Source organism: Clostridium rectalis (genome assembly GCF_900626095.1).
GTDB classification, from domain to species: Bacteria; Bacillota; Clostridia; order Clostridiales; family Clostridiaceae; genus Clostridium_AS; species Clostridium_AS rectalis.
Genome location: NZ_UYZZ01000002.1, coordinates 170,524 through 188,425, shown reverse-complemented (window position 1 = coordinate 188,425; position 17,902 = coordinate 170,524). Strand labels below are relative to the sequence as shown.

Genomic DNA, 17,902 nt, shown 5'->3' with positions numbered 1-17,902 from the left:
TATAAATGACCTTTAAAGAAAAGTTACTTATACTGGATGGAAACAGTTTAATGAATAGAGCTTTTTACGCCTTACCGCCTCTTACAAATACAAAAGGAATACATACTAATGCTATTTATGGTTTTACTACTATGTTGTATAAGATGAAGGAAGAAATAAAACCAGATTACATAGTATGTACATTTGATAGAAGTGCACCTACATTTAGACATGTGGAGTATAAAGAATATAAAGCAGGTAGAAAAAAAATGGCGCCGGAACTTGCCGAACAGTTTCCCATAGTTAAGGATCTTTTAAATAAATTAGCCATTAGTATATTTGAAATAGATGGATTTGAAGCAGATGATTTGATTGGAACATTATCAAGGATAGCTGAAGAAAAGAATATAGAAGTTTATATAGTCACTGGAGATAAAGATGCTCTTCAACTTGCATCAGATACAACAAAGGTTATAATAACCAAAAAGGGAATAACAGAGAAAGAAATTTATGATAGAAGCAGAATGATTGAAAAGATGGGCATAACTCCTACAGAGTTTATTGATGTTAAAGGTCTAATGGGTGATTCCTCTGATAATATACCAGGAGTGCCTGGAATAGGAGAGAAAACTGCTTTAAAACTTATAAAGGAATATGGTTCTGTAGAAAATGTACTTGAAAATATAGATAATATTAGTGGAAAAAAAGTAAAAGAAAATTTAAATCAGTATAGGGAGCAAGCAATATTTAGTAAAAAATTAGCTACAATTATTAGGGAAGTACCTATAGACATAGATTTAGAAGAAATAAAATCAAAGGAAAATTATGATGCTACTGCTGTAAGAAAGATATTTATGGAGTTACAATTTAAGTCTTTATTAGATAAAGTAAATTCTTCAAATGAAAAAGAAGAAGAGATTAATATAAAATTTAATATTATAGACAATGTTAGTGAGTTTGATGAACTTTTAAAGAAAATAATAGATAATAAAGAAAATAATAAATTATATATGAGTTTCAAAATACTAGAGGAAAATATATATTCTAAAAGTTTTATTGAAAAAATATTTATAAATTATAAAGAAAAAGTTTATATTATAAATTTAGATAATTTATTAAAAGAAAATAAAGAGAACACCATAAGTATATTGAAGAGAATATTTGATAATGATAAAATATTTAAAATTTGTCATGATGTAAAAATGCCTCATACTATATTACATAAAATAGGGGTGGATTTTAAAGGTATAGAATTTGATACTAAAATTGCTGCATATATTATAGATTCTTCTAGAGGAGATTATAACTTAGATACCTTACTTCAACAGTATTTAAGCATTTTAGTAAAAGGACATGAAGATGAAAAATATGTAAAAGAAATATTTTATCTTAAGAGATTGTATGAAAAATTAAGAAGTGAAATAAATGATCTTAATATGAATGAACTATATTATGACGTAGAGCTGCCTTTAACTTCTGTGCTAGCATCGATGGAGACAGAGGGATTTAGAATAGACAAAGACGGTCTTACAAATATAGGTGAAAAATTTTCAAATGAAATTAGCAAAGTTCAGAAGGAAATATTTGACTTATCAGGAGAGGAATTTAATGTTAATTCTCCAAAACAACTAGGTAAAATCTTATTTGAAAAATTAGATTTACCTGTAATTAAAAAAACTAAAACTGGTTATTCTACTAATGCTGAAGTATTAGAGGCTTTAGAGGATAAACACCCTATAATACAAAAAATAACTTACTATAGACAGTTAACTAAATTATATTCTACTTATGTTGAGGGACTTAAAAATGTGATAGATGAGGATGGAAAGATTCACACAAGTTTTAATCAAACAGTTACTACTACAGGAAGACTTTCAAGCACAGAACCTAATCTTCAAAATATTCCTATAAAATATGATATGGGAAGAGAGATAAGAAAAGTGTTCATACCTAATAATGATCAGAGTATTATTATATCTGCAGATTATTCTCAAATAGAGTTAAGAGTACTTGCTCATATTGCAGATGATGAAAATCTTATAAATGCTTTTAAACATCATACCGATATTCACACTAAAACAGCATCAGAGGTTTTTAAGGTACCTATAGAAGAAGTAACCACAATTATGAGGAGTAATGCCAAGGCCGTAAATTTCGGAATTGTGTATGGTATTGGAGATTTTAGTTTAGCTAAAGATTTGAAAATATCAAGAAAAGAAGCTAAACAATATATTGATACTTATTTTGAAAGATATCCAAATGTAAAAAAATATATGAATGATACTATTGAAAAGGCAAAACAGGATATGTATGTATCAACTATATTAAATAGAAGAAGATTTATACCGGAAATAGTTGATTCTAAAAAAATGGTAAAGGCTTTTGGAGAAAGGTTAGCTATGAACAGTCCTATACAAGGTAGTGCTGCAGATATTATAAAAATGGCTATGGTAAAAGTTTATAATGAAATTCAAAATAGAAAACTGAAAAGTACATTGATTCTGCAGGTACATGACGAACTTATTTTAAATGTATATAAAGATGAACTAGATGAAATAAAAATTATATTAAAAGAATGTATGGAAAATGTTATAGACCTTAAAGTGCCTCTAGAAGTAGATATGAATGTAGGTGAAACATGGTATGGTGCTAAATAGTAGCTCAATGATAAAAGTGGGACTTACAGGAGGAATAGGTAGCGGTAAAAGTACAGTATCAAGAATGCTTAAAAAAAATGGAATAAAGGTTATAGATGCGGATATAATTGCTAGAAAAGTTTTTCAAATTTATCCTTGTATTACTGGTGAGATAAAAGATACATTTGATGTTAATTTTTTTGATGGAAATAACAATTTAAAAAGAAAAGAATTTGGAAAGTATTTATTTGATAGCAATATTAGAAGAAAAAAATATGAGCACATAATTATACCTTATATAAAGAAAGAAATATTTAAGGAATTTTATGAATATGAAAAACAAAATGAGAAAATATGTGTTTTAGATGCACCTACTTTAATTGAGAATGGATTACACAAACATATGGATTTTTTAGTGGTGGTTTGGGTTGACAAGGGTACTCAGTTGAAAAGGGTTATGAAAAGAGATAATCTGAACAGAGAAGATTCCATAAAAAGGATAGAAGCTCAAATATCCCTAGATAAAAAAAAGGCTATGGCAGATTTTGTGATAGATAATAGGTTTAGTTTAGAAAAAACGGAAAAACAAGTTGAAAATATATTTGATACAATTTATACCACATAGGGGGAGTTGGAGAGAAAATTGAAAAAAGCGCTAAAGTTTATTATATTTATTTTAATAATACTTATTTTTAGTATACCATTTATAATTAAGAAAACATATCCTTTAACTTATTTTGATATAGTTAAAATAGAGTCAAAAAAATATAATTTAGATCCATACCTTATAAATGCTATAATTAAAACTGAAAGTAATTTTAATATTAAAGCACTTTCCTGTAAACAGGCTTATGGACTTATGCAAATTACTCCAGATACAGGGAAGTGGATATCTGAGCAAATGAAACTAAAGGATTTTAGTTTAGAAAAAATGTATGATCCTGAATATAATATATCTATGGGGTGTTGGTACATAAATAATTTAAAGAAGGAATTTGATGATAATATAGATTTAGTATTAGCAGCATATAATGGAGGAAGAGGAAATGTTCAAAAATGGTTAAATGATAATAATCACTCTAAAGATGGCAAAAATCTCCATTATATTCCTTTCAAAGAAACTGATAAATATGTAAAAAAAGTGAAATTTAATTATAGTATTTACAAGTATTTATACGATAAATAGTATTGACAATATGCTATGAAATAGTATAATTAATATTGTAATGCGAGAGTGGCGGAATGGCAGACGCGCACGTTTGAGGGGCGTGTGGGAGACCGTACGGGTTCAAGTCCCGTCTTTCGCACCAGGAAGATGTATAAATGTCTGGAATATTCGAGAGTCTCTAGATTTTGAACCTACAGTTAAGAAACGGGAGTTTAATATTTAGGTATGGATATGTACCTTCTTGTGAGACCTTTATGTGGCATTGAGGGCGATAGAAATATCTGTGAGAACACCCACCTATCGGAAGATAGGTGTCAAAATTAGAGCGACGGTATTTTGGATTATAAATAAGAGAACAATTCTTTATGATAAAGAGAGGTATTAATACCTCTCTTTAGTTTTTGGTTATTAAATAGAGTAGGAATTATTTGACTTATGAATTTAGGCTGTTATCAAATGAAAGTGATAACAGCCTAAATTTTTTTAAGGAATAATTTGTAAAAAAGCTAATACAATATTAACACATACCTATTTCCTTTAGGAATCAAAGTATTTAAAAGGGGGATTAATTGTGGAAAAAGGAAAGACTAGACTTTCAACCAAAGTATTGTTTTTAATGGGGGGAGCGCTTTTTGCAATGCACTTTGGTGGGTCCAGTATGATTTGGCCGATGACTTGGGGCAAGGAAAGTGGTCAAAGTATATTACCTGCATTTGTTGGTGTATACTTAACAGCTTTATTTTTTCCTTTACTTGCGTATGTAGCGTTATCAAAAGCTAAAGGTACTTTTTATCAAGTATCAGAAAGAGTATCTCCTAAATTTGCCAAAATATTTTGTAGTATAGCTATGCTAGTTTTAGGACCTTTATTTTGTATTCCAAGAATGAGTGCAGCTGCTTGGGATGCATTTTTACAAGTAAGTGGTTTTCAATCTGAATCTATAATTGCACCCTTAATTTTCTCTATAATGTATTATTTAATAACTTACTGGTTTATAGCACAAAAGTCTGATGCTGTGGACAAAGTGAGTAAAATATTATTTCCTGTACTTGTTATAGCTGTAATAGCTATAATAGCTAAAGGTATATTTATACCTATTTCATCTATTGAACCTAAAACATATAATATAAATTCTTTTTCTTATGGCTTTAAAAATGGATATGCTACTGGAGAGCTTTTATGTGCATTGGTTTATGCAACAATTATAATAGAAGATTTAAAGTTTAAAGGTATAGATAATAATTTTTTAGATAAAAATTTAATTAAAGTGGGATTAGTAGGAATAGGATTACTTACTTTAACTCATTTGGGACATATGATAGTAGGAGCATTTACAGGAAGTGCATTTGGAGAATTGAAATATGCGGCTTTATATTCAGCTGTAGTATTAAAACTTTGGGGTAATGTGGGAGGAATAATTTTTAATATAGCATTACTTTTTGCAGCGCTTACTACAGCAATAGGTTTATCTGTTGCTACAGCTAATTATTTTCAGGAATTAACTAAAGATAAAGTTTCCTATAATAACGCAGCTATAATAACTTTAATTATTAGCGCTATTGTAAGTACTATAGGGCTTACAACTATTGTGGAATTAGCTGCACCTCTATTAGATATAGTGTATCCAGCAGCTATAGTATTAACTTTATTTTATGCATTAATTCCAAATTTAGATAAAAATACAACCGCATTTTCATCATATAAATTTGCTATTTTTACTGCGTTTATATGGGGAATATATGAAGGGATTTTAACTTATATGGCAATGTTTAAAATAGATGCAGGTGTTTTACAGAAATTCCATGACGTTTTTCCATTGACATCTCAAGGATTAGGTTGGATTACTATAACTTTTATAGCTGCTATAATTGGAGCTATAATAAATAAAAGAAAAGGTTTAACTTAGTAGCTACTTTAGCTTTTATATAAAAATTAAAGGAATAACACAGAAGTAAATTTCATAGGATTTATTAGTGGTATTTAATACCAAAGAAGATATAAAATAATAAATAGGGGGATGGTTTTATGGCAAAGGCATTAGAGGGACTTAAGGTGTTAGATTTAACACATGCATACAATGGACCATTTTGCACAACACTTTTAGCAGATAATGGGGCAGAAGTAATAAAAATAGAAAGTCTTAAAGGTGATCAATGTCGATTTTGGGGACCAATTGATGAAAAAAGCGGAGAAAGTGGATTTTATTCTTTTTTAAATAGAAATAAAAAAGGCGTAACATTAAATTTAAAAACAGAAAAAGGTAGAAATATCTTTCTTGAGATGGCAAAAAGTGCTGATGTAGTTGTTGAAAATTTTAGGGTTGGCGTAATGAAAAATTTAGGAATTGATTATGAGACATTGAAGGAAATAAATCCTAAAATAATATATGCATCTGGCTCTGGGTTTGGACAATATGGTCCTATAAGTAACAGGCCTTGTTATGATATAGTAGCACAATCAATGGGAGGAATGGTTAATTTAACAGGGTTTCCAGAAACCCCTCCAACAAAAGTAGGACCATCTATTGCAGATAATGTTACGGGAATATATTTATGTGTTGGAGTATTAATGGCACTTTATAATAGAGAGAAAACTGGTGTGGGTCAATCAGTGGATGTGGCAATGTTAGATACTATTTTTACACTTTTGGAAAATTCAATAATAACTACAACTCTTACAGGGGAAATACCTGAAAGAAGAGGAAATATAGACCCTTCTATAGCTCCCTTTGATATTTATAAAGTTAAAGATGGATATATAGCTGTAGGTGTTGGTACGGATAAATTGTGGGCAAAGTTTTGTAAATTAATAGAAAAACCTGAGCTAATAATGGATTCAAGATTTTTAACTAATGATTTAAGATGTAAAAACTATGAACCTGATTTAAAAACAATTATAAGTAGTTGGATTAAAAATAAAAATAAAAAGGAATTAGAAGAGATGTTTGATGAGGCGGGAATACCATGTGGACCTGTTTTAAATATGAAAGAGGCAATAGAGCATCCTCAGATTCAAGCAAGAGAAATGATGGTTAATGTAAAGCATCCAACAATTGGAGAAATGTATTTTCAAGGGGTACCAATAAAGTTATCAAAGACTCCAGGAGCTGTAGACGCACCATCACCAACTTTAGGACAACATAATGAAGAAGTATATTCTATGTTTGGGATAAATAAACATGAATTAACTAAATTGAAAGAGGAAGGCGTTATATAAAGAAATATTTTTGGAGGGAGATTTATGAGAAAGGAGACTGTATTAAATTATAAAATGACTTTTTCAGATGCTAATAATTTAGGGGAAATTGTACATCCTGGAAGACAGCTTGATATATGGGGAGATGCAGAAACTGAACTTATGATATTAAATGATGGGGATGAATCGTTATGTGTAGGATATAAAAATGTTAAATTTTATCATGATTTATATGTAGGTGATCAAGTTGATTTTAAAGCTACCTTAGTGAAAGTAGGAAACAGTTCCCGTACCTGTAAATTGGAGACATATAAAGTAGCCACACCTGCTAGAAAAAATGGTAATTCATATGCACAGGCAAATGATGTGGAAATATTAGATCCCCCATTATTGTGTGGAGAGGGATTTTCAACTTTAGTAGTAAAAGAAGAGTTGCAAAGAGGTATGCAACCAGACGGATTAATAGATAATCCATGGGAATAGATATAAAGGATGGGGGTGTAAATTAAGATATGCCATTTATAAAGCCAGATAAAAATTATGAAACCAAAATTCGTTTGCGTATGTCATCAAAAGACGTATTTTATGGCGGAGGAATAGTAAATGGATCACGTTCTATAACTTTAATGGGAGATGTGGCTACAAAACTTATGATAATGCATGATGGGAACGAAGGAAAATGTTTAGGATATGAAGAGATTAAATTAAAAAATTCTATTTTTGCAGGCGACTATTTAGAAATAATTGGAAGAATTATCGGAGTTGATGGTAAAAAGAGAAAAATACAATGTAGAACTTTTAAAATAGCAGAGGGAGCTAAAAGTCAGAATAAACCTAGTGCGGTAAACGTTTTAGAAAAACCTATCTTATGCACTGAATTTATTGGAGAGTACGAGGCTCCATGAAAATTTTAAAAATAGGTTACTAAATGCTATGTTTAGTAACCTATTTTTTAGTGATTTTTTGATAATGTTTTAGGTAATAGAGTTAATTAAATTAAAGGATTTTATTTGCCTTTGTAGAATAAAATAACTAACGAAATGGGGTGAATATATGTTAGATGTTAATTTAAGTTTTGATAACATCAATATATTAAACATTGATAAGAATGACTTAGTAGACGCCTATGAGTTAATACAAAGGGATCAAGAGTATTTTAGAAATTCTTTTGCAAGTTCCAGAGATTTAAAGGAGTTGTATGAAAGATTTTTAGAATGTTATATAAGTGAAAACGAGTTCTTTTTAAAATTAAATAAAAGCAGTAAATTAATAGGACTATTAAAAGGAAGGTTGGAGTTTAAAAGTGTACCTGAAATGTGGATTTGGTATTTTGTTTTAGACCCTACTTTAAGAAGTACTTATTTTGGGTCCAATCTATTAAATGAAATAATAGGGTATTTTAAGAATCAATATGGGGTTAAAGAATTTTATACTACTACTGAAAAGTCAAATATTAATGCAATAAATTTTTTTAAAAACAATGGATATGATATTTTAAGAATATCTAGAAATTTTTATAATATAAATGGTGAATACAAAGATATGATTATTTTAAAGAAAAGAGGTAATTAAATGGATAAAAATTTATTATGGCATATGAAAAAAAAAGTAAATAAAGTAATAGAAAATCTTAATAAAAATAATATTGATGGTTTTTATGTAGAGAATGAAAAGGAGCTAAAAGATAAGTTAAATGAAGTATTAAAGGATAATATGACGGTTTCTGTAGGCGGGTCTATGACTTTATTTGAAAGTGGAGTTATTGATTTTTTAAGAAGTGGCAAATATAATTTTCTTGACAGATATAAAGAAAACTTATCTATTAAAGAAATAGAAAATATATATAAAAAAACATTTTTTGCAGATGCATATATAACAAGTACAAATGCTCTAACAGAACAAGGAGAATTATATAACATAGACGGCAATGGCAATAGAGTAGCAGCTATGATATATGGTCCAGATCAAGTTATAATTATAGCCGGGATTAACAAAATAGTTAAGGATATAAATGAGGCGAAAAAAAGGTTAAGGGAAATTGCAGCTCCGATTAATGCTAAAAGACTTAATAAAAACACTCCTTGTACTAAAGTAGGGTATTGCATGGATTGCAGTAGTGAAGATAGGATTTGTAGTTCATACGTGGTTTTGAGAAGACAGAGGAACAAAGGAAGAATTAAAGTTATTATTGTGGGGAAAGATTTAGGTTATTAACACCTAAATCTTTATTTTTAACAAAAATATGGTTAACATTCCAAAAACAATTCAGAAAATAGTGGTAATTGCAAAAAAAGTATTAATTTTTGTTGACTTTTTAGTTAACAATATTTTATACTTAGGAAAGTGCTGAATCTTAAGAATTACTCTTAAGTACGGAGGAACCAATTTTTGGGGTCAATCTTAATAGGTATTTGCTATTAAGTAGGTTAACTTTCAACCGAACCCGGCAGCTAACTTCGGAAGCAGAAAGGTGGAAAATAATGCAATTGTCAAAACAAATTAAATTGATACTGTGTATGCTTGTTTTATTTTTAATGGCTTTAATAATTTTTAAAACTAATAGCGTTAAGGCTGATGCTGGTATAAAAATTAATGAAACTAAAATTGCATCAATAAAAACTGCTAATGTAAAAATTAATAAAGTTATAGTAGTAAATAGGGAAAGTACATCCTTTAATACAGAAAATAATATTGATAAGAACAATATATCTGTAAGTAGAGGTGGAAGTGGAAGAGGAGATATAGTGTCTTATTCTTACAAGTTTCTAGGCAGACCTTATGTATGGGGAGCAGCAGGTCCCTCATCATTCGATTGTTCAGGGTTTACTGCATACGTGTATAGTGCCTATGGTGTAGCGTTAGATCATTATACGGGATCACAGTATGAGGTAGGACAAGCAGTATCAAAGGAAAACTTAGTTCCAGGAGATTTAGTGTTTTTTAATACTTATAGTAGTGTATCCCACGTGGGAATATATATAGGAAGCGGACAATTTATACATGCCTCATCTGGTAGTGGTAAGGTAACTATAAGTAATCTTTCAGGCAGTTATTATGTAGAAAGATATGCTGGAGCTAAAAGAGTGTTGAAGTAGAATATTAAATAAAATATTTAACCAGCCATTATGGCTGGGTTTTTTTTATGTTAAATTAATCATAAAAAGTAAGTTACATAAATATTATTAAATTAAGGATTAATTTAAGCGGGGTGATGAAAATAAAATATACAAGGTACGATTTAAAGAAAAAGAGAAAAAATAATATGGTTTTCCTTTTAATAATCTCTATGATACTTATTTTATCCTTTCTAATAGGAAGCGTTTTTTCTAAAATTTTTATCAAAGATACTGCTAATGATACTGCAATAAAAACAGAGAATGTTGTAAATAAAGAAAAAGATAAAAATGAAATTATTAAGTCAAATAAAACATTTAAATATTTAGCTATCCAAGGTGGCATATTCCAAAATGATAATAATGCCAATGAAGTGTATAAAATATTACAGAGCTACGGTTCTCCATTTATTATACAGGATAATAAATATAAAAGGGTATTTTTGGGTATATACTCAGAAAATCAGGGTAATAAAATCATGAAATCTTTAGAAAATAAGAAAATAGATAACTCAAAAATGACATTTGTTATTGAAGGAAAGGATATATGCGATTTAGAAATTGGTGAAATAATTAATGCATACATACAAATATTGAATAAGTTGGGGGAAAAGGATGTTAAATCTATTGAAACAAAGGAATTTAAAAAGTGGTGTTCTGAGTTAGAAAAAATTCAAGGAAATAAGAAAAATATACAAGTTTTAAATGAAATAAAGGGTAAGATTAAAACTATGCCAGAGACTATGTCTAAGGAAAAAATTTCAGAAAATTATATATTTTTGTATAGCGTATTAAAAAAGATAAAAAATTAGCACTATATTACTAGAGAATTTTTAATAGATTCTCTATTTTTTTTGCCAAATTAAGCATATAAGCGACTATTTATAAAAATTTTTTTAACAATGTATTATATATACTTGTTTAACATTTTATTAAATGATAAACTATAAAAGATATAGGGTAAGATTAATTGTTTTAACTGAAATTATAGCATTAATGGCTATATTTTTCATAATCTTGGCAAGAATTAATATATAGTAATATATAGGAAGTGATAAAATGAAAGTTATATTGGCTTCAGCTTCAGAAAGACGAAAAGAATTATTAAAAAGAATAATAAAAAACTATGAGGTGTTACCTAGCGATTTTTTAGAAGAAACTGTTTTATTTAGTGGAAATTGTTCGAAATACGTAATGGAATTATCTAAAGGAAAAGTATTGGACGTAGGAGAGAAAATAAAGTATCATGATGCTTTAATAATTGGATGTGATACCATTGTATCTTTTAATAATGAAGTTCTAGGTAAGCCAAGAAATAAACAAGAAGCATTCAACACACTTAAATTATTATGTGGTAATACTCATAAAGTATATACAGGTTTGACAGTGCTTAATAAGGCTACAAATGATTTAAAAAGTGATTTCGTTTGCACTGAGGTAAAGTTTTCAAATATAACTGATGAAATGATTAAAAGATATATAGATACAAATGAACCTATGGATAAAGCTGGCTCTTACGGAATACAGGATTATGGTGGCGTTTTTGTTGAAAAAATCAATGGATGTTATTATAATGTTGTAGGTCTGCCATTAAATAAATTATATTCTATGCTAATAAAGATGGGGGTAAATCTATAAAGGAGTTATGTTTTTATGTCAGATGAATTGAAAATTGTGGATTTGCCTAAAAATGAAAGACCAAGAGAAAGACTTTTCCGTTATGGAGTAGAAAGTCTTTCAAATGTAGAACTTTTAGCATTAATATTAAGAACAGGAAACAAAAATGAGAATATATTAAGTTTTTGTGGTCGAATTATGAAAATATCAGGTGGATTAAATGGAATCTTAAATTTGTCTTTAGATGAGTTAATTAAAATAAAGGGTATAGGCAAGGCTAAAGCTTCACAAATTTTAGCTTTAGGAGAATTATCTAAAAGATTTCGTAGTTTTAAATCAGGAAGTGATTATCAGATAAAGGCTCCAGATGATGTAGCATTATTGGTAATGGAAGAAATGAAAGGACTAAAGCAAGAGTTTTTAAAAGTAGTAATGCTTAATACTAAAAATTATATAATAAATATTAAAAATATTTTTATTGGTACATTAAATTCATCTATCATACACCCTAGAGAAATTTTTAAAGAAGCTATAAAAAATAGTAGTTCAGCTATAATAATGTGTCATAATCATCCATCAGGAGATCCAACTCCAAGTAATGAAGACATTAATGTTACATATAGAATTGATCAATGCAGTAAATTAATTGGAATAGATTTATTGGATCATATAATAATAGGTGATGGAGTTTATATAAGCTTAAAAGAAAAAGGTATAGTGTAAGTTTGAAAGGAGAAATATTAATGGGATTTTTTGGAATATCTAGAGACATGGGAATAGACTTAGGAACAGCTAATACATTAATATACGTTAAAGGCAAAGGAGTTGTTTTAAGAGAACCTTCTGTTGTTGCTATAAATAGTGATACAAAAAGAGTACTTGCTGTAGGAGAAGAAGCTAAGCAAATGATTGGTAGGACTCCGGGAAATATTGTTGCTATAAGACCATTAAAAGATGGAGTTATAGCAGATTTTGATGTTACCCAAACAATGCTTAAAAAATTTATTGAAAAGGTTAGTGCAAAAAGCGCTTTTACAAGTCCAAGGATAGTAGTATGTTTCCCGTCAGGTGTTACAGAAGTAGAAAAAAGAGCAATTGATGAGGCAACTAAACAAGCAGGAGCAAGAGAAGTACTTCTTATGGAGGAGCCAATGGCTGCGGCTATAGGTGCTGGACTACCAGTTAATGAACCAACAGGTAGTATGATTGTTGATATAGGTGGTGGTACTACTGAAGTTGCTATTATTTCATTAGGAGGAATAGTTACAAGTAAATCTCTAAGAATAGCAGGAGATGAATTAGACCAATCAATTATAAATTACATAAAAAAACAATATAATTTAATGATAGGTGAAAGAACAGCTGAAAATGTAAAAATAGAGTTAGGATCCGCTTATGATTCAGAAGAGGAAAACTCAATGGAAATAAGAGGGCGAGATCTTATTACAGGGCTTCCAAAGGTTATAAATATTACTGAAAGTGAAGTTAGAGAAGCTTTGAGAGAACCAGTTTTATCTATAGTAGATGCAATTAAAAGTACATTAGAAAAAACACCACCAGAATTAGCTTCAGATATAATGGATAAAGGTATCATGCTTGCTGGAGGAGGAGCTTCATTAAAAGGTCTTGACCAGCTTATTAATGATGAAACACATATGCCAGTTCATATAGCAGAATCCTCTATTGACTGTGTTGCACTTGGAGCCGGAAAAGCGTTAGATACTTTAGATAAACTTATGAACAATAAGAAAAGATAAATATGAAATTTTTAAAGAATAAACTGGCAGTGACAATAGTTGTACTGTCAGTTACATTTTTAGTTTTAATTGGTTACAGTGCAAAAAGAAATAAGGTGTCTTTCGTAGAGAATGGATTAGGTGTAACGTTAAATTCTGCTCAGGGTGTTTTTTATAATGTAAATAATAAAGTTAAAAACTTTTTTGATTTCTTCGCACATTTTTCTGAAGTAAAAAAGGAAAATGAAGAACTTAAAAATAAAAATATTGAGTTAGAAACTAAAGCTCAAGGATATGATGTTCTAAAAAGTGAAAATGAAAGCTTAAGAGAAGTTTTAAATTTTAAAAAGCAAAATGAAAAATATAATTTTGTAGGTTGTGACATAGTAGATAAAAGTGGTGGAAGTTTTTTAGATGAATTTGTAATAAATAAGGGTAAAAATGATGGTATAGAAAAGCAAATGTTAGTTATTACTAATGAAGGGGTAGTTGGACAAATAGTTTCAGTTGGTAGCAACTGGTCTATAATGCAAATTTTATCTGATGAAAATATGGCAATTAGAGCTAAGATAGATAGTACAGGAGAAAATGTTGGCATAGTTAAGGGATTTAAAGATAGTAGTAATAAACAGTTATCTAAGCTATATTATTTACCTTTAAATTGTAAAATCAAAGTTGGAGATTCTATATCTACTTCAGGGCTTGGAGGACTTTATCCTAAGGGGATTAGGATAGGAAAAGTAATAGATATAGAAGAGGACAAGGGAAAAGTAATGAAAAATGCTGTAATAGAGCCTTATGCTAATTTAAATAAGTTAGAAGAAGTTTTTGTAGTTGTTCCCAAAGAGAAAATAAATTTAGAAAACTAGGGTGATGATAATGAGAAAGGTTGTAACTTTAATTTGTATAAGTTTAATTCTATTTATAATTGATAATGCTTTTGTACCTTTTATATCAATTAAAGGATTTACTCCTAGTTTATTATTTATATTCATAATAGGTTTTTCAATTATGAATGGTAGTTGGGAAGGTTTATGGTTAGGGGTATTTGCAGGATTATTGCAAGATTTATATTTTAACAATATTTTGGGTATAAATGCTTTTACTAATATGATATGCTGCACTATAGCGGGTTTTATCGGAGTGGGTATATTTAAACAAAAGATGTTAATACCTACTATAAGTAACCTCTTTTTAAGTGTTTTTAAGGGAGTATTAGTTTTCATTATATTATATTTGGTAGGAATTAAAATGGAAATTAAAAATATAATATTTGGTTCTATATATAATATGATAATAGCCATACCTTCATATAAATATATATACAAATTATGCAATAAAAATTATATGCAAAGAAAATGGAAGTTTTAGAGGAATGGTGATTTATGAGGAAAAAAAAGAAGAAATTCGATAGATTTATTACATTTTTTATTGTTATGGCTTTTATATGTTCTCTATTAGTAGGAAGATTAATTTATATGCAGGTAAACGAAGCAGAATCCTATACAGAACTTGCAAATAAGAAAGCTATGACTGAGATACCAGATCCGGCACCACGTGGAAATATAGTAGATAGAAATGGAAAGGTTTTGGCTACTAGTAATCAAAGTTATATGCTTGTATATAATGAAACAACTGAAAGTAAAAAATATTTTTTTGATACTATGGATAAGGTGTTTAATTTACTTGGAAAAACAAAAGAAACACAACAAGATGAATTTGAATTAAAAACTAATCCTTTTAGGTTTGAGTTCAAAACTGATGATGAAGGTACTAGAAAGTTATTGGAATTGAAGTTTAAAAAAGATAGGGGATTACATGAAAAAGTACAAAAAAAATTATTTCCAGATAAAAAAGAAGGTTTAACTAAGGAAGAACAAAGTAAAGTGGATGAGGAATTATTAAAGATTTCTCCAGAGGAAACATTTAAATATTTAGCTGATCTTTATGGATTAACTCCAGAAAATGATTTTAAAAATCTAGTTCAGTTATATAAAACAAATTCTATAGATGCATATGATCTATTAGTAAAAAGATTTAAGATTAGTAATGCAGATGAATTGAAAAAATTATTAAATGAATATAAAAACACTAAAAAGGCTAATGATGCAGAGAAAGTTTTAAAAAGTATGGTAGAAAAGTATGGAGTAGATAAACTAGAGTATGATTTAGAGTTACAAAGAAGATATATGATAATTAGAGATACTATACGAATTCAAAGTTTTTCAGGTTATAAACCAATAGTAATATCAAGTAATATAAAATCAGAATCTGCATTTTCATTTTTGGAAAGACTAAATGATCTTCCAGGAATAGATGTATCAACTCAGCCTTTAAGATATTATCCTAACGGGGAATTAGGCTCTGCTTTTTTAGGGTATATATCAAAAATAAGTAATGATAGCAAAAAGTATGAAGAAAAAGGATATGATACAAGTACGGATTATATAGGTACTGCCGGAATTGAATCTGTTTATGAAGATAGATTAAAAGGATCTAAGGGCGGAAGGATAGTAAAATTAAATAAACAGGGAAGAGTTATAGAGGAATTAGGAAGTAGAGAGTCTTATCCTGGGCAGACTATTAAACTAACTATAGATAATGATATACAAAAAGCTGCAGAAGAAACATTAGATTCTGTAATGGAAAATTTACAGAAAAACCCTAACGGTGGAGATGTTAATACTTCTAATGCAAACAGAGGAGCTGCTGTTGCCATAGATGTAGATACAGGGGAGATTTTAGCTTTGGCAAGTAGGCCGGGATTTGACCCTAATGTATTTGTAGTACCAGGAAAGTTAACACCGGAACTTTACAAACAATATTTTAATCCTGATTTAACTGAGTTTGGTAAACAGTATATACAAAGCAAGGGGTTAATGAATTATTATCCTGGGAGTACGTTAGATGAAGTTGTAGAAAAATTATTCCCATTAGATAAAAGAATAAAAAATAATAAAACTATTAGGGAAGATTTATATGATATATATCCAAAGCCATTTTATAATTATGCTACTATGTCTGTAGTTCCTCCTGGATCTACATTTAAGGCTATGACAGCTATTGCGGGATTAGAATCGGGAGTTATAACTCCTGAATACTCTATAAATGACACGGGTGTATTTGATGACGGAAAGAATTTTGTAAAAAACTTTGCTGCAGGTGCCTATGGTTCCGTGGATTTATATAGAGCATTAGAGGTTTCAAGTAATCCTTATTTTATGACAGTAGGTAAATTATTAAGAGAAAGTTTTGGAGATGATATACTTGCAAAATATGCTTGGAAATTTGGATTAGGGGTTCCGCCAAATTCAAATGAAAAAGCTTCTACAGGAATAGAAATCCCTGAGAGATTTGGACAGGTATTTAATACATATACTTTATCTAATGTATATGCTACTCAATATTTATGGCAAACTATGTCTACATTAAAATCTGGAAAAGATTCAAGAGGAAATGAATTTCCTTCTATAAATTTATATGATAGTGGGAAGGATTCAGATAAGGTTAAAGATTTAAAAAGACAAATTAAAAATTCTATACAGGATTCTATTAAATTGGGGACTAAAAAGTTTAACACTAACAATTATATAAGGATGATAACTGAGTTAGTTAATGAAGATCCTATTTATAAAGGAAAAAACATTAGTGGAGAGCAGATAAAAAAAATCGTAGACATTATATACTATGTTACAATATCTGATGCTAATTCTCAGTTAGGTATAGGTGCTAATATGTATAATGCGTCTATAGGTCAAGGTATTAATAACTTTACCCCATTACAATTAGTTAATTTTGTTGGTACTGTTGCTAATGGAGGAGATAGATACAAACTACATCTAGTAAAAGAAATAAAAGATGCAGATGATAATGTGGTTGAGACCATTAAGCCAGAGGTTGTGGAAAAGACTAATGTAAGTAAAAAAAATTTAGAAGCTGTAAAGGAAGGAATGGCTAGGGTTAATGAGGGAGTAGATGGTACTGCAGCATCAGTATTTAGAGACTTTCCAATTAAGACAGCAGGTAAAACTGGATCAGCTACATTTAGTAATGAGCAGGATGCTTACGGAAGAACATCCTATGGTGTTTACATAGGTTTTGCGCCAGTAGATAAGCCTAAGATTGCCGTAGCTGTTATTATATTTGATGGTGGACATGGAGGTTCTGCAGCACCTGTAGCAAGGGCTATGTATGAAGCTTACTTTAATAAAGATAAATCAGATGTAAATAAATCATCAAATTCACAAAAAAAAGGAAGTACTAAGGATTCAAATAAGACTGAAAGTTACTAAATATGAATAAAATATAATATAAATAAATATGAACTATATCCACACTATAAATTATTTTATATAATATATAGTGTGGATATTTTAAAATTGGACATATTAATAAAGAAAAACATAACAAACAGAAGGAAATAAAAAATATTTGTTGAAATATAAACATATGCCGACT

General features: G+C 29.0%; 17 protein-coding genes, 1 tRNA gene, 1 other RNA gene and 1 riboswitch. All 19 genes read left to right on the top strand.

Annotated features, from left to right (window positions below):
- The first annotated feature begins 5 nt into the window (after positions 1 to 5).
- The 19 genes from polA (at position 6) to EJL03_RS03580 (ending at position 17,736) form a co-directional block, all read left to right on the top strand.
- Entirely contained in the window at positions 6 to 2,636 is a 2,631-nt protein-coding gene (gene polA / locus EJL03_RS03670; RefSeq protein WP_125152621.1) for a DNA polymerase I, read from the top strand.
- Positions 2,623 to 3,240, top strand: coding sequence for a dephospho-CoA kinase (gene coaE / locus EJL03_RS03665; protein WP_243108635.1), 618 nt, complete (start codon positions 2,623 to 2,625; stop codon positions 3,238 to 3,240). The genes polA and coaE overlap by 14 nt, the downstream gene beginning before the upstream one ends.
- An 18-nt stretch (positions 3,241 to 3,258) precedes the next feature.
- Positions 3,259 to 3,801, top strand: a complete 543-nt coding sequence (locus EJL03_RS03660; protein WP_125152620.1) for a lytic transglycosylase domain-containing protein — start codon at positions 3,259 to 3,261, stop codon at positions 3,799 to 3,801.
- Positions 3,802 to 3,843: 42 nt separating this feature from the next.
- Positions 3,844 to 3,925, top strand: a tRNA-Leu gene (locus EJL03_RS03655).
- Positions 3,926 to 3,936: 11 nt separating this feature from the next.
- A non-coding RNA gene (gene ssrS, locus EJL03_RS03650) (6S RNA) lies at positions 3,937 to 4,130 on the top strand.
- 224 nt (positions 4,131 to 4,354) lie between these two features.
- Positions 4,355 to 5,689, top strand: coding sequence for a branched-chain amino acid transport system II carrier protein (locus tag EJL03_RS03645; protein ID WP_125152619.1), 1,335 nt, complete (start codon positions 4,355 to 4,357; stop codon positions 5,687 to 5,689).
- 119 nt (positions 5,690 to 5,808) lie between these two features.
- A complete protein-coding gene (locus EJL03_RS03640) occupies positions 5,809 to 6,999 on the top strand; it encodes a CaiB/BaiF CoA transferase family protein (protein WP_125152618.1) in 1,191 nt (396 codons plus the stop codon).
- A gap of 24 nt (positions 7,000 to 7,023) precedes the next feature.
- The gene (locus EJL03_RS03635; protein ID WP_125152617.1) at positions 7,024 to 7,461 is read left to right on the top strand and encodes a beta-alanyl-CoA:ammonia lyase; all 438 of its coding nucleotides are present in this window, start codon (positions 7,024 to 7,026) and stop codon (positions 7,459 to 7,461) included.
- Positions 7,462 to 7,490: 29 nt separating this feature from the next.
- Positions 7,491 to 7,883: a hotdog fold domain-containing protein gene (locus EJL03_RS03630; protein ID WP_125152616.1), complete on the top strand. Its 393-nt coding sequence runs from the start codon at positions 7,491 to 7,493 to the stop codon at positions 7,881 to 7,883.
- 148 nt (positions 7,884 to 8,031) lie between these two features.
- On the top strand, positions 8,032 to 8,550 hold the full coding sequence (locus tag EJL03_RS03625; RefSeq protein ID WP_125152615.1) for a GNAT family N-acetyltransferase: 519 nt from the start codon (positions 8,032 to 8,034) through the stop codon (positions 8,548 to 8,550).
- Complete coding sequence (locus EJL03_RS03620; RefSeq protein WP_125152614.1) at positions 8,551 to 9,192, top strand: lactate utilization protein; 642 nt, start codon at positions 8,551 to 8,553, stop codon at positions 9,190 to 9,192.
- 120 nt (positions 9,193 to 9,312) lie between these two features.
- A riboswitch (cyclic di-AMP (ydaO/yuaA leader) is annotated at positions 9,313 to 9,458 on the top strand.
- Positions 9,459 to 10,073: a C40 family peptidase gene (locus tag EJL03_RS03615; protein ID WP_125152613.1), complete on the top strand. Its 615-nt coding sequence runs from the start codon at positions 9,459 to 9,461 to the stop codon at positions 10,071 to 10,073.
- 191 nt (positions 10,074 to 10,264) lie between these two features.
- A complete protein-coding gene (locus tag EJL03_RS03610) occupies positions 10,265 to 10,903 on the top strand; it encodes a hypothetical protein (RefSeq protein WP_125152612.1) in 639 nt (212 codons plus the stop codon).
- Between the two features lie 247 nt (positions 10,904 to 11,150).
- Complete coding sequence (locus EJL03_RS03605; protein ID WP_125152611.1) at positions 11,151 to 11,729, top strand: Maf-like protein; 579 nt, start codon at positions 11,151 to 11,153, stop codon at positions 11,727 to 11,729.
- A gap of 15 nt (positions 11,730 to 11,744) precedes the next feature.
- A complete protein-coding gene (gene radC, locus EJL03_RS03600) occupies positions 11,745 to 12,431 on the top strand; it encodes a RadC family protein (RefSeq protein ID WP_125152610.1) in 687 nt (228 codons plus the stop codon).
- Positions 12,432 to 12,451: 20 nt separating this feature from the next.
- Positions 12,452 to 13,465 carry a rod shape-determining protein gene (locus EJL03_RS03595; RefSeq protein WP_125152609.1) on the top strand — a complete coding sequence of 338 codons (1,014 nt, stop codon included), beginning with the start codon at positions 12,452 to 12,454 and terminating at the stop codon, positions 13,463 to 13,465.
- A 2-nt stretch (positions 13,466 to 13,467) separates the two neighbouring features.
- Positions 13,468 to 14,313, top strand: coding sequence for a rod shape-determining protein MreC (gene mreC, locus EJL03_RS03590; RefSeq protein ID WP_125152608.1), 846 nt, complete (start codon positions 13,468 to 13,470; stop codon positions 14,311 to 14,313).
- 10 nt (positions 14,314 to 14,323) lie between these two features.
- Positions 14,324 to 14,815 (top strand): rod shape-determining protein MreD, encoded by a 492-nt coding sequence (gene mreD, locus EJL03_RS03585; RefSeq protein ID WP_125152607.1) that lies wholly within the window; start codon positions 14,324 to 14,326, stop codon positions 14,813 to 14,815.
- 14 nt (positions 14,816 to 14,829) lie between these two features.
- Positions 14,830 to 17,736, top strand: coding sequence for a penicillin-binding transpeptidase domain-containing protein (locus EJL03_RS03580; protein ID WP_125152606.1), 2,907 nt, complete (start codon positions 14,830 to 14,832; stop codon positions 17,734 to 17,736).
- The last annotated feature ends 166 nt before the right edge of the window (positions 17,737 to 17,902 follow it).

Excerpts from the sequence above, each read along its gene's own strand:
- polA (WP_125152621.1), top strand. The coding sequence starts at position 6 with ATGACCTTTAAAGAAAAGTTACTTATACTGGATGGAAACAGTTTAATG.
- coaE (WP_243108635.1), top strand. The coding sequence starts at position 2,623 with ATGGTGCTAAATAGTAGCTCAATGATAAAAGTGGGACTTACAGGAGGA.
- EJL03_RS03640 (WP_125152618.1), top strand. The coding sequence starts at position 5,809 with ATGGCAAAGGCATTAGAGGGACTTAAGGTGTTAGATTTAACACATGCA.
- EJL03_RS03635 (WP_125152617.1), top strand. The coding sequence starts at position 7,024 with ATGAGAAAGGAGACTGTATTAAATTATAAAATGACTTTTTCAGATGCT.
- EJL03_RS03630 (WP_125152616.1), top strand. The coding sequence starts at position 7,491 with ATGCCATTTATAAAGCCAGATAAAAATTATGAAACCAAAATTCGTTTG.
- EJL03_RS03625 (WP_125152615.1), top strand. The coding sequence starts at position 8,032 with ATGTTAGATGTTAATTTAAGTTTTGATAACATCAATATATTAAACATT.
- EJL03_RS03620 (WP_125152614.1), top strand. The coding sequence starts at position 8,551 with ATGGATAAAAATTTATTATGGCATATGAAAAAAAAAGTAAATAAAGTA.
- EJL03_RS03615 (WP_125152613.1), top strand. The coding sequence starts at position 9,459 with ATGCAATTGTCAAAACAAATTAAATTGATACTGTGTATGCTTGTTTTA.
- EJL03_RS03610 (WP_125152612.1), top strand. The coding sequence starts at position 10,265 with ATGATACTTATTTTATCCTTTCTAATAGGAAGCGTTTTTTCTAAAATT.
- EJL03_RS03605 (WP_125152611.1), top strand. The coding sequence starts at position 11,151 with ATGAAAGTTATATTGGCTTCAGCTTCAGAAAGACGAAAAGAATTATTA.
- radC (WP_125152610.1), top strand. The coding sequence starts at position 11,745 with ATGTCAGATGAATTGAAAATTGTGGATTTGCCTAAAAATGAAAGACCA.
- EJL03_RS03595 (WP_125152609.1), top strand. The coding sequence starts at position 12,452 with ATGGGATTTTTTGGAATATCTAGAGACATGGGAATAGACTTAGGAACA.
- mreC (WP_125152608.1), top strand. The coding sequence starts at position 13,468 with ATGAAATTTTTAAAGAATAAACTGGCAGTGACAATAGTTGTACTGTCA.
- mreD (WP_125152607.1), top strand. The coding sequence starts at position 14,324 with ATGAGAAAGGTTGTAACTTTAATTTGTATAAGTTTAATTCTATTTATA.
- EJL03_RS03580 (WP_125152606.1), top strand. The coding sequence starts at position 14,830 with ATGAGGAAAAAAAAGAAGAAATTCGATAGATTTATTACATTTTTTATT.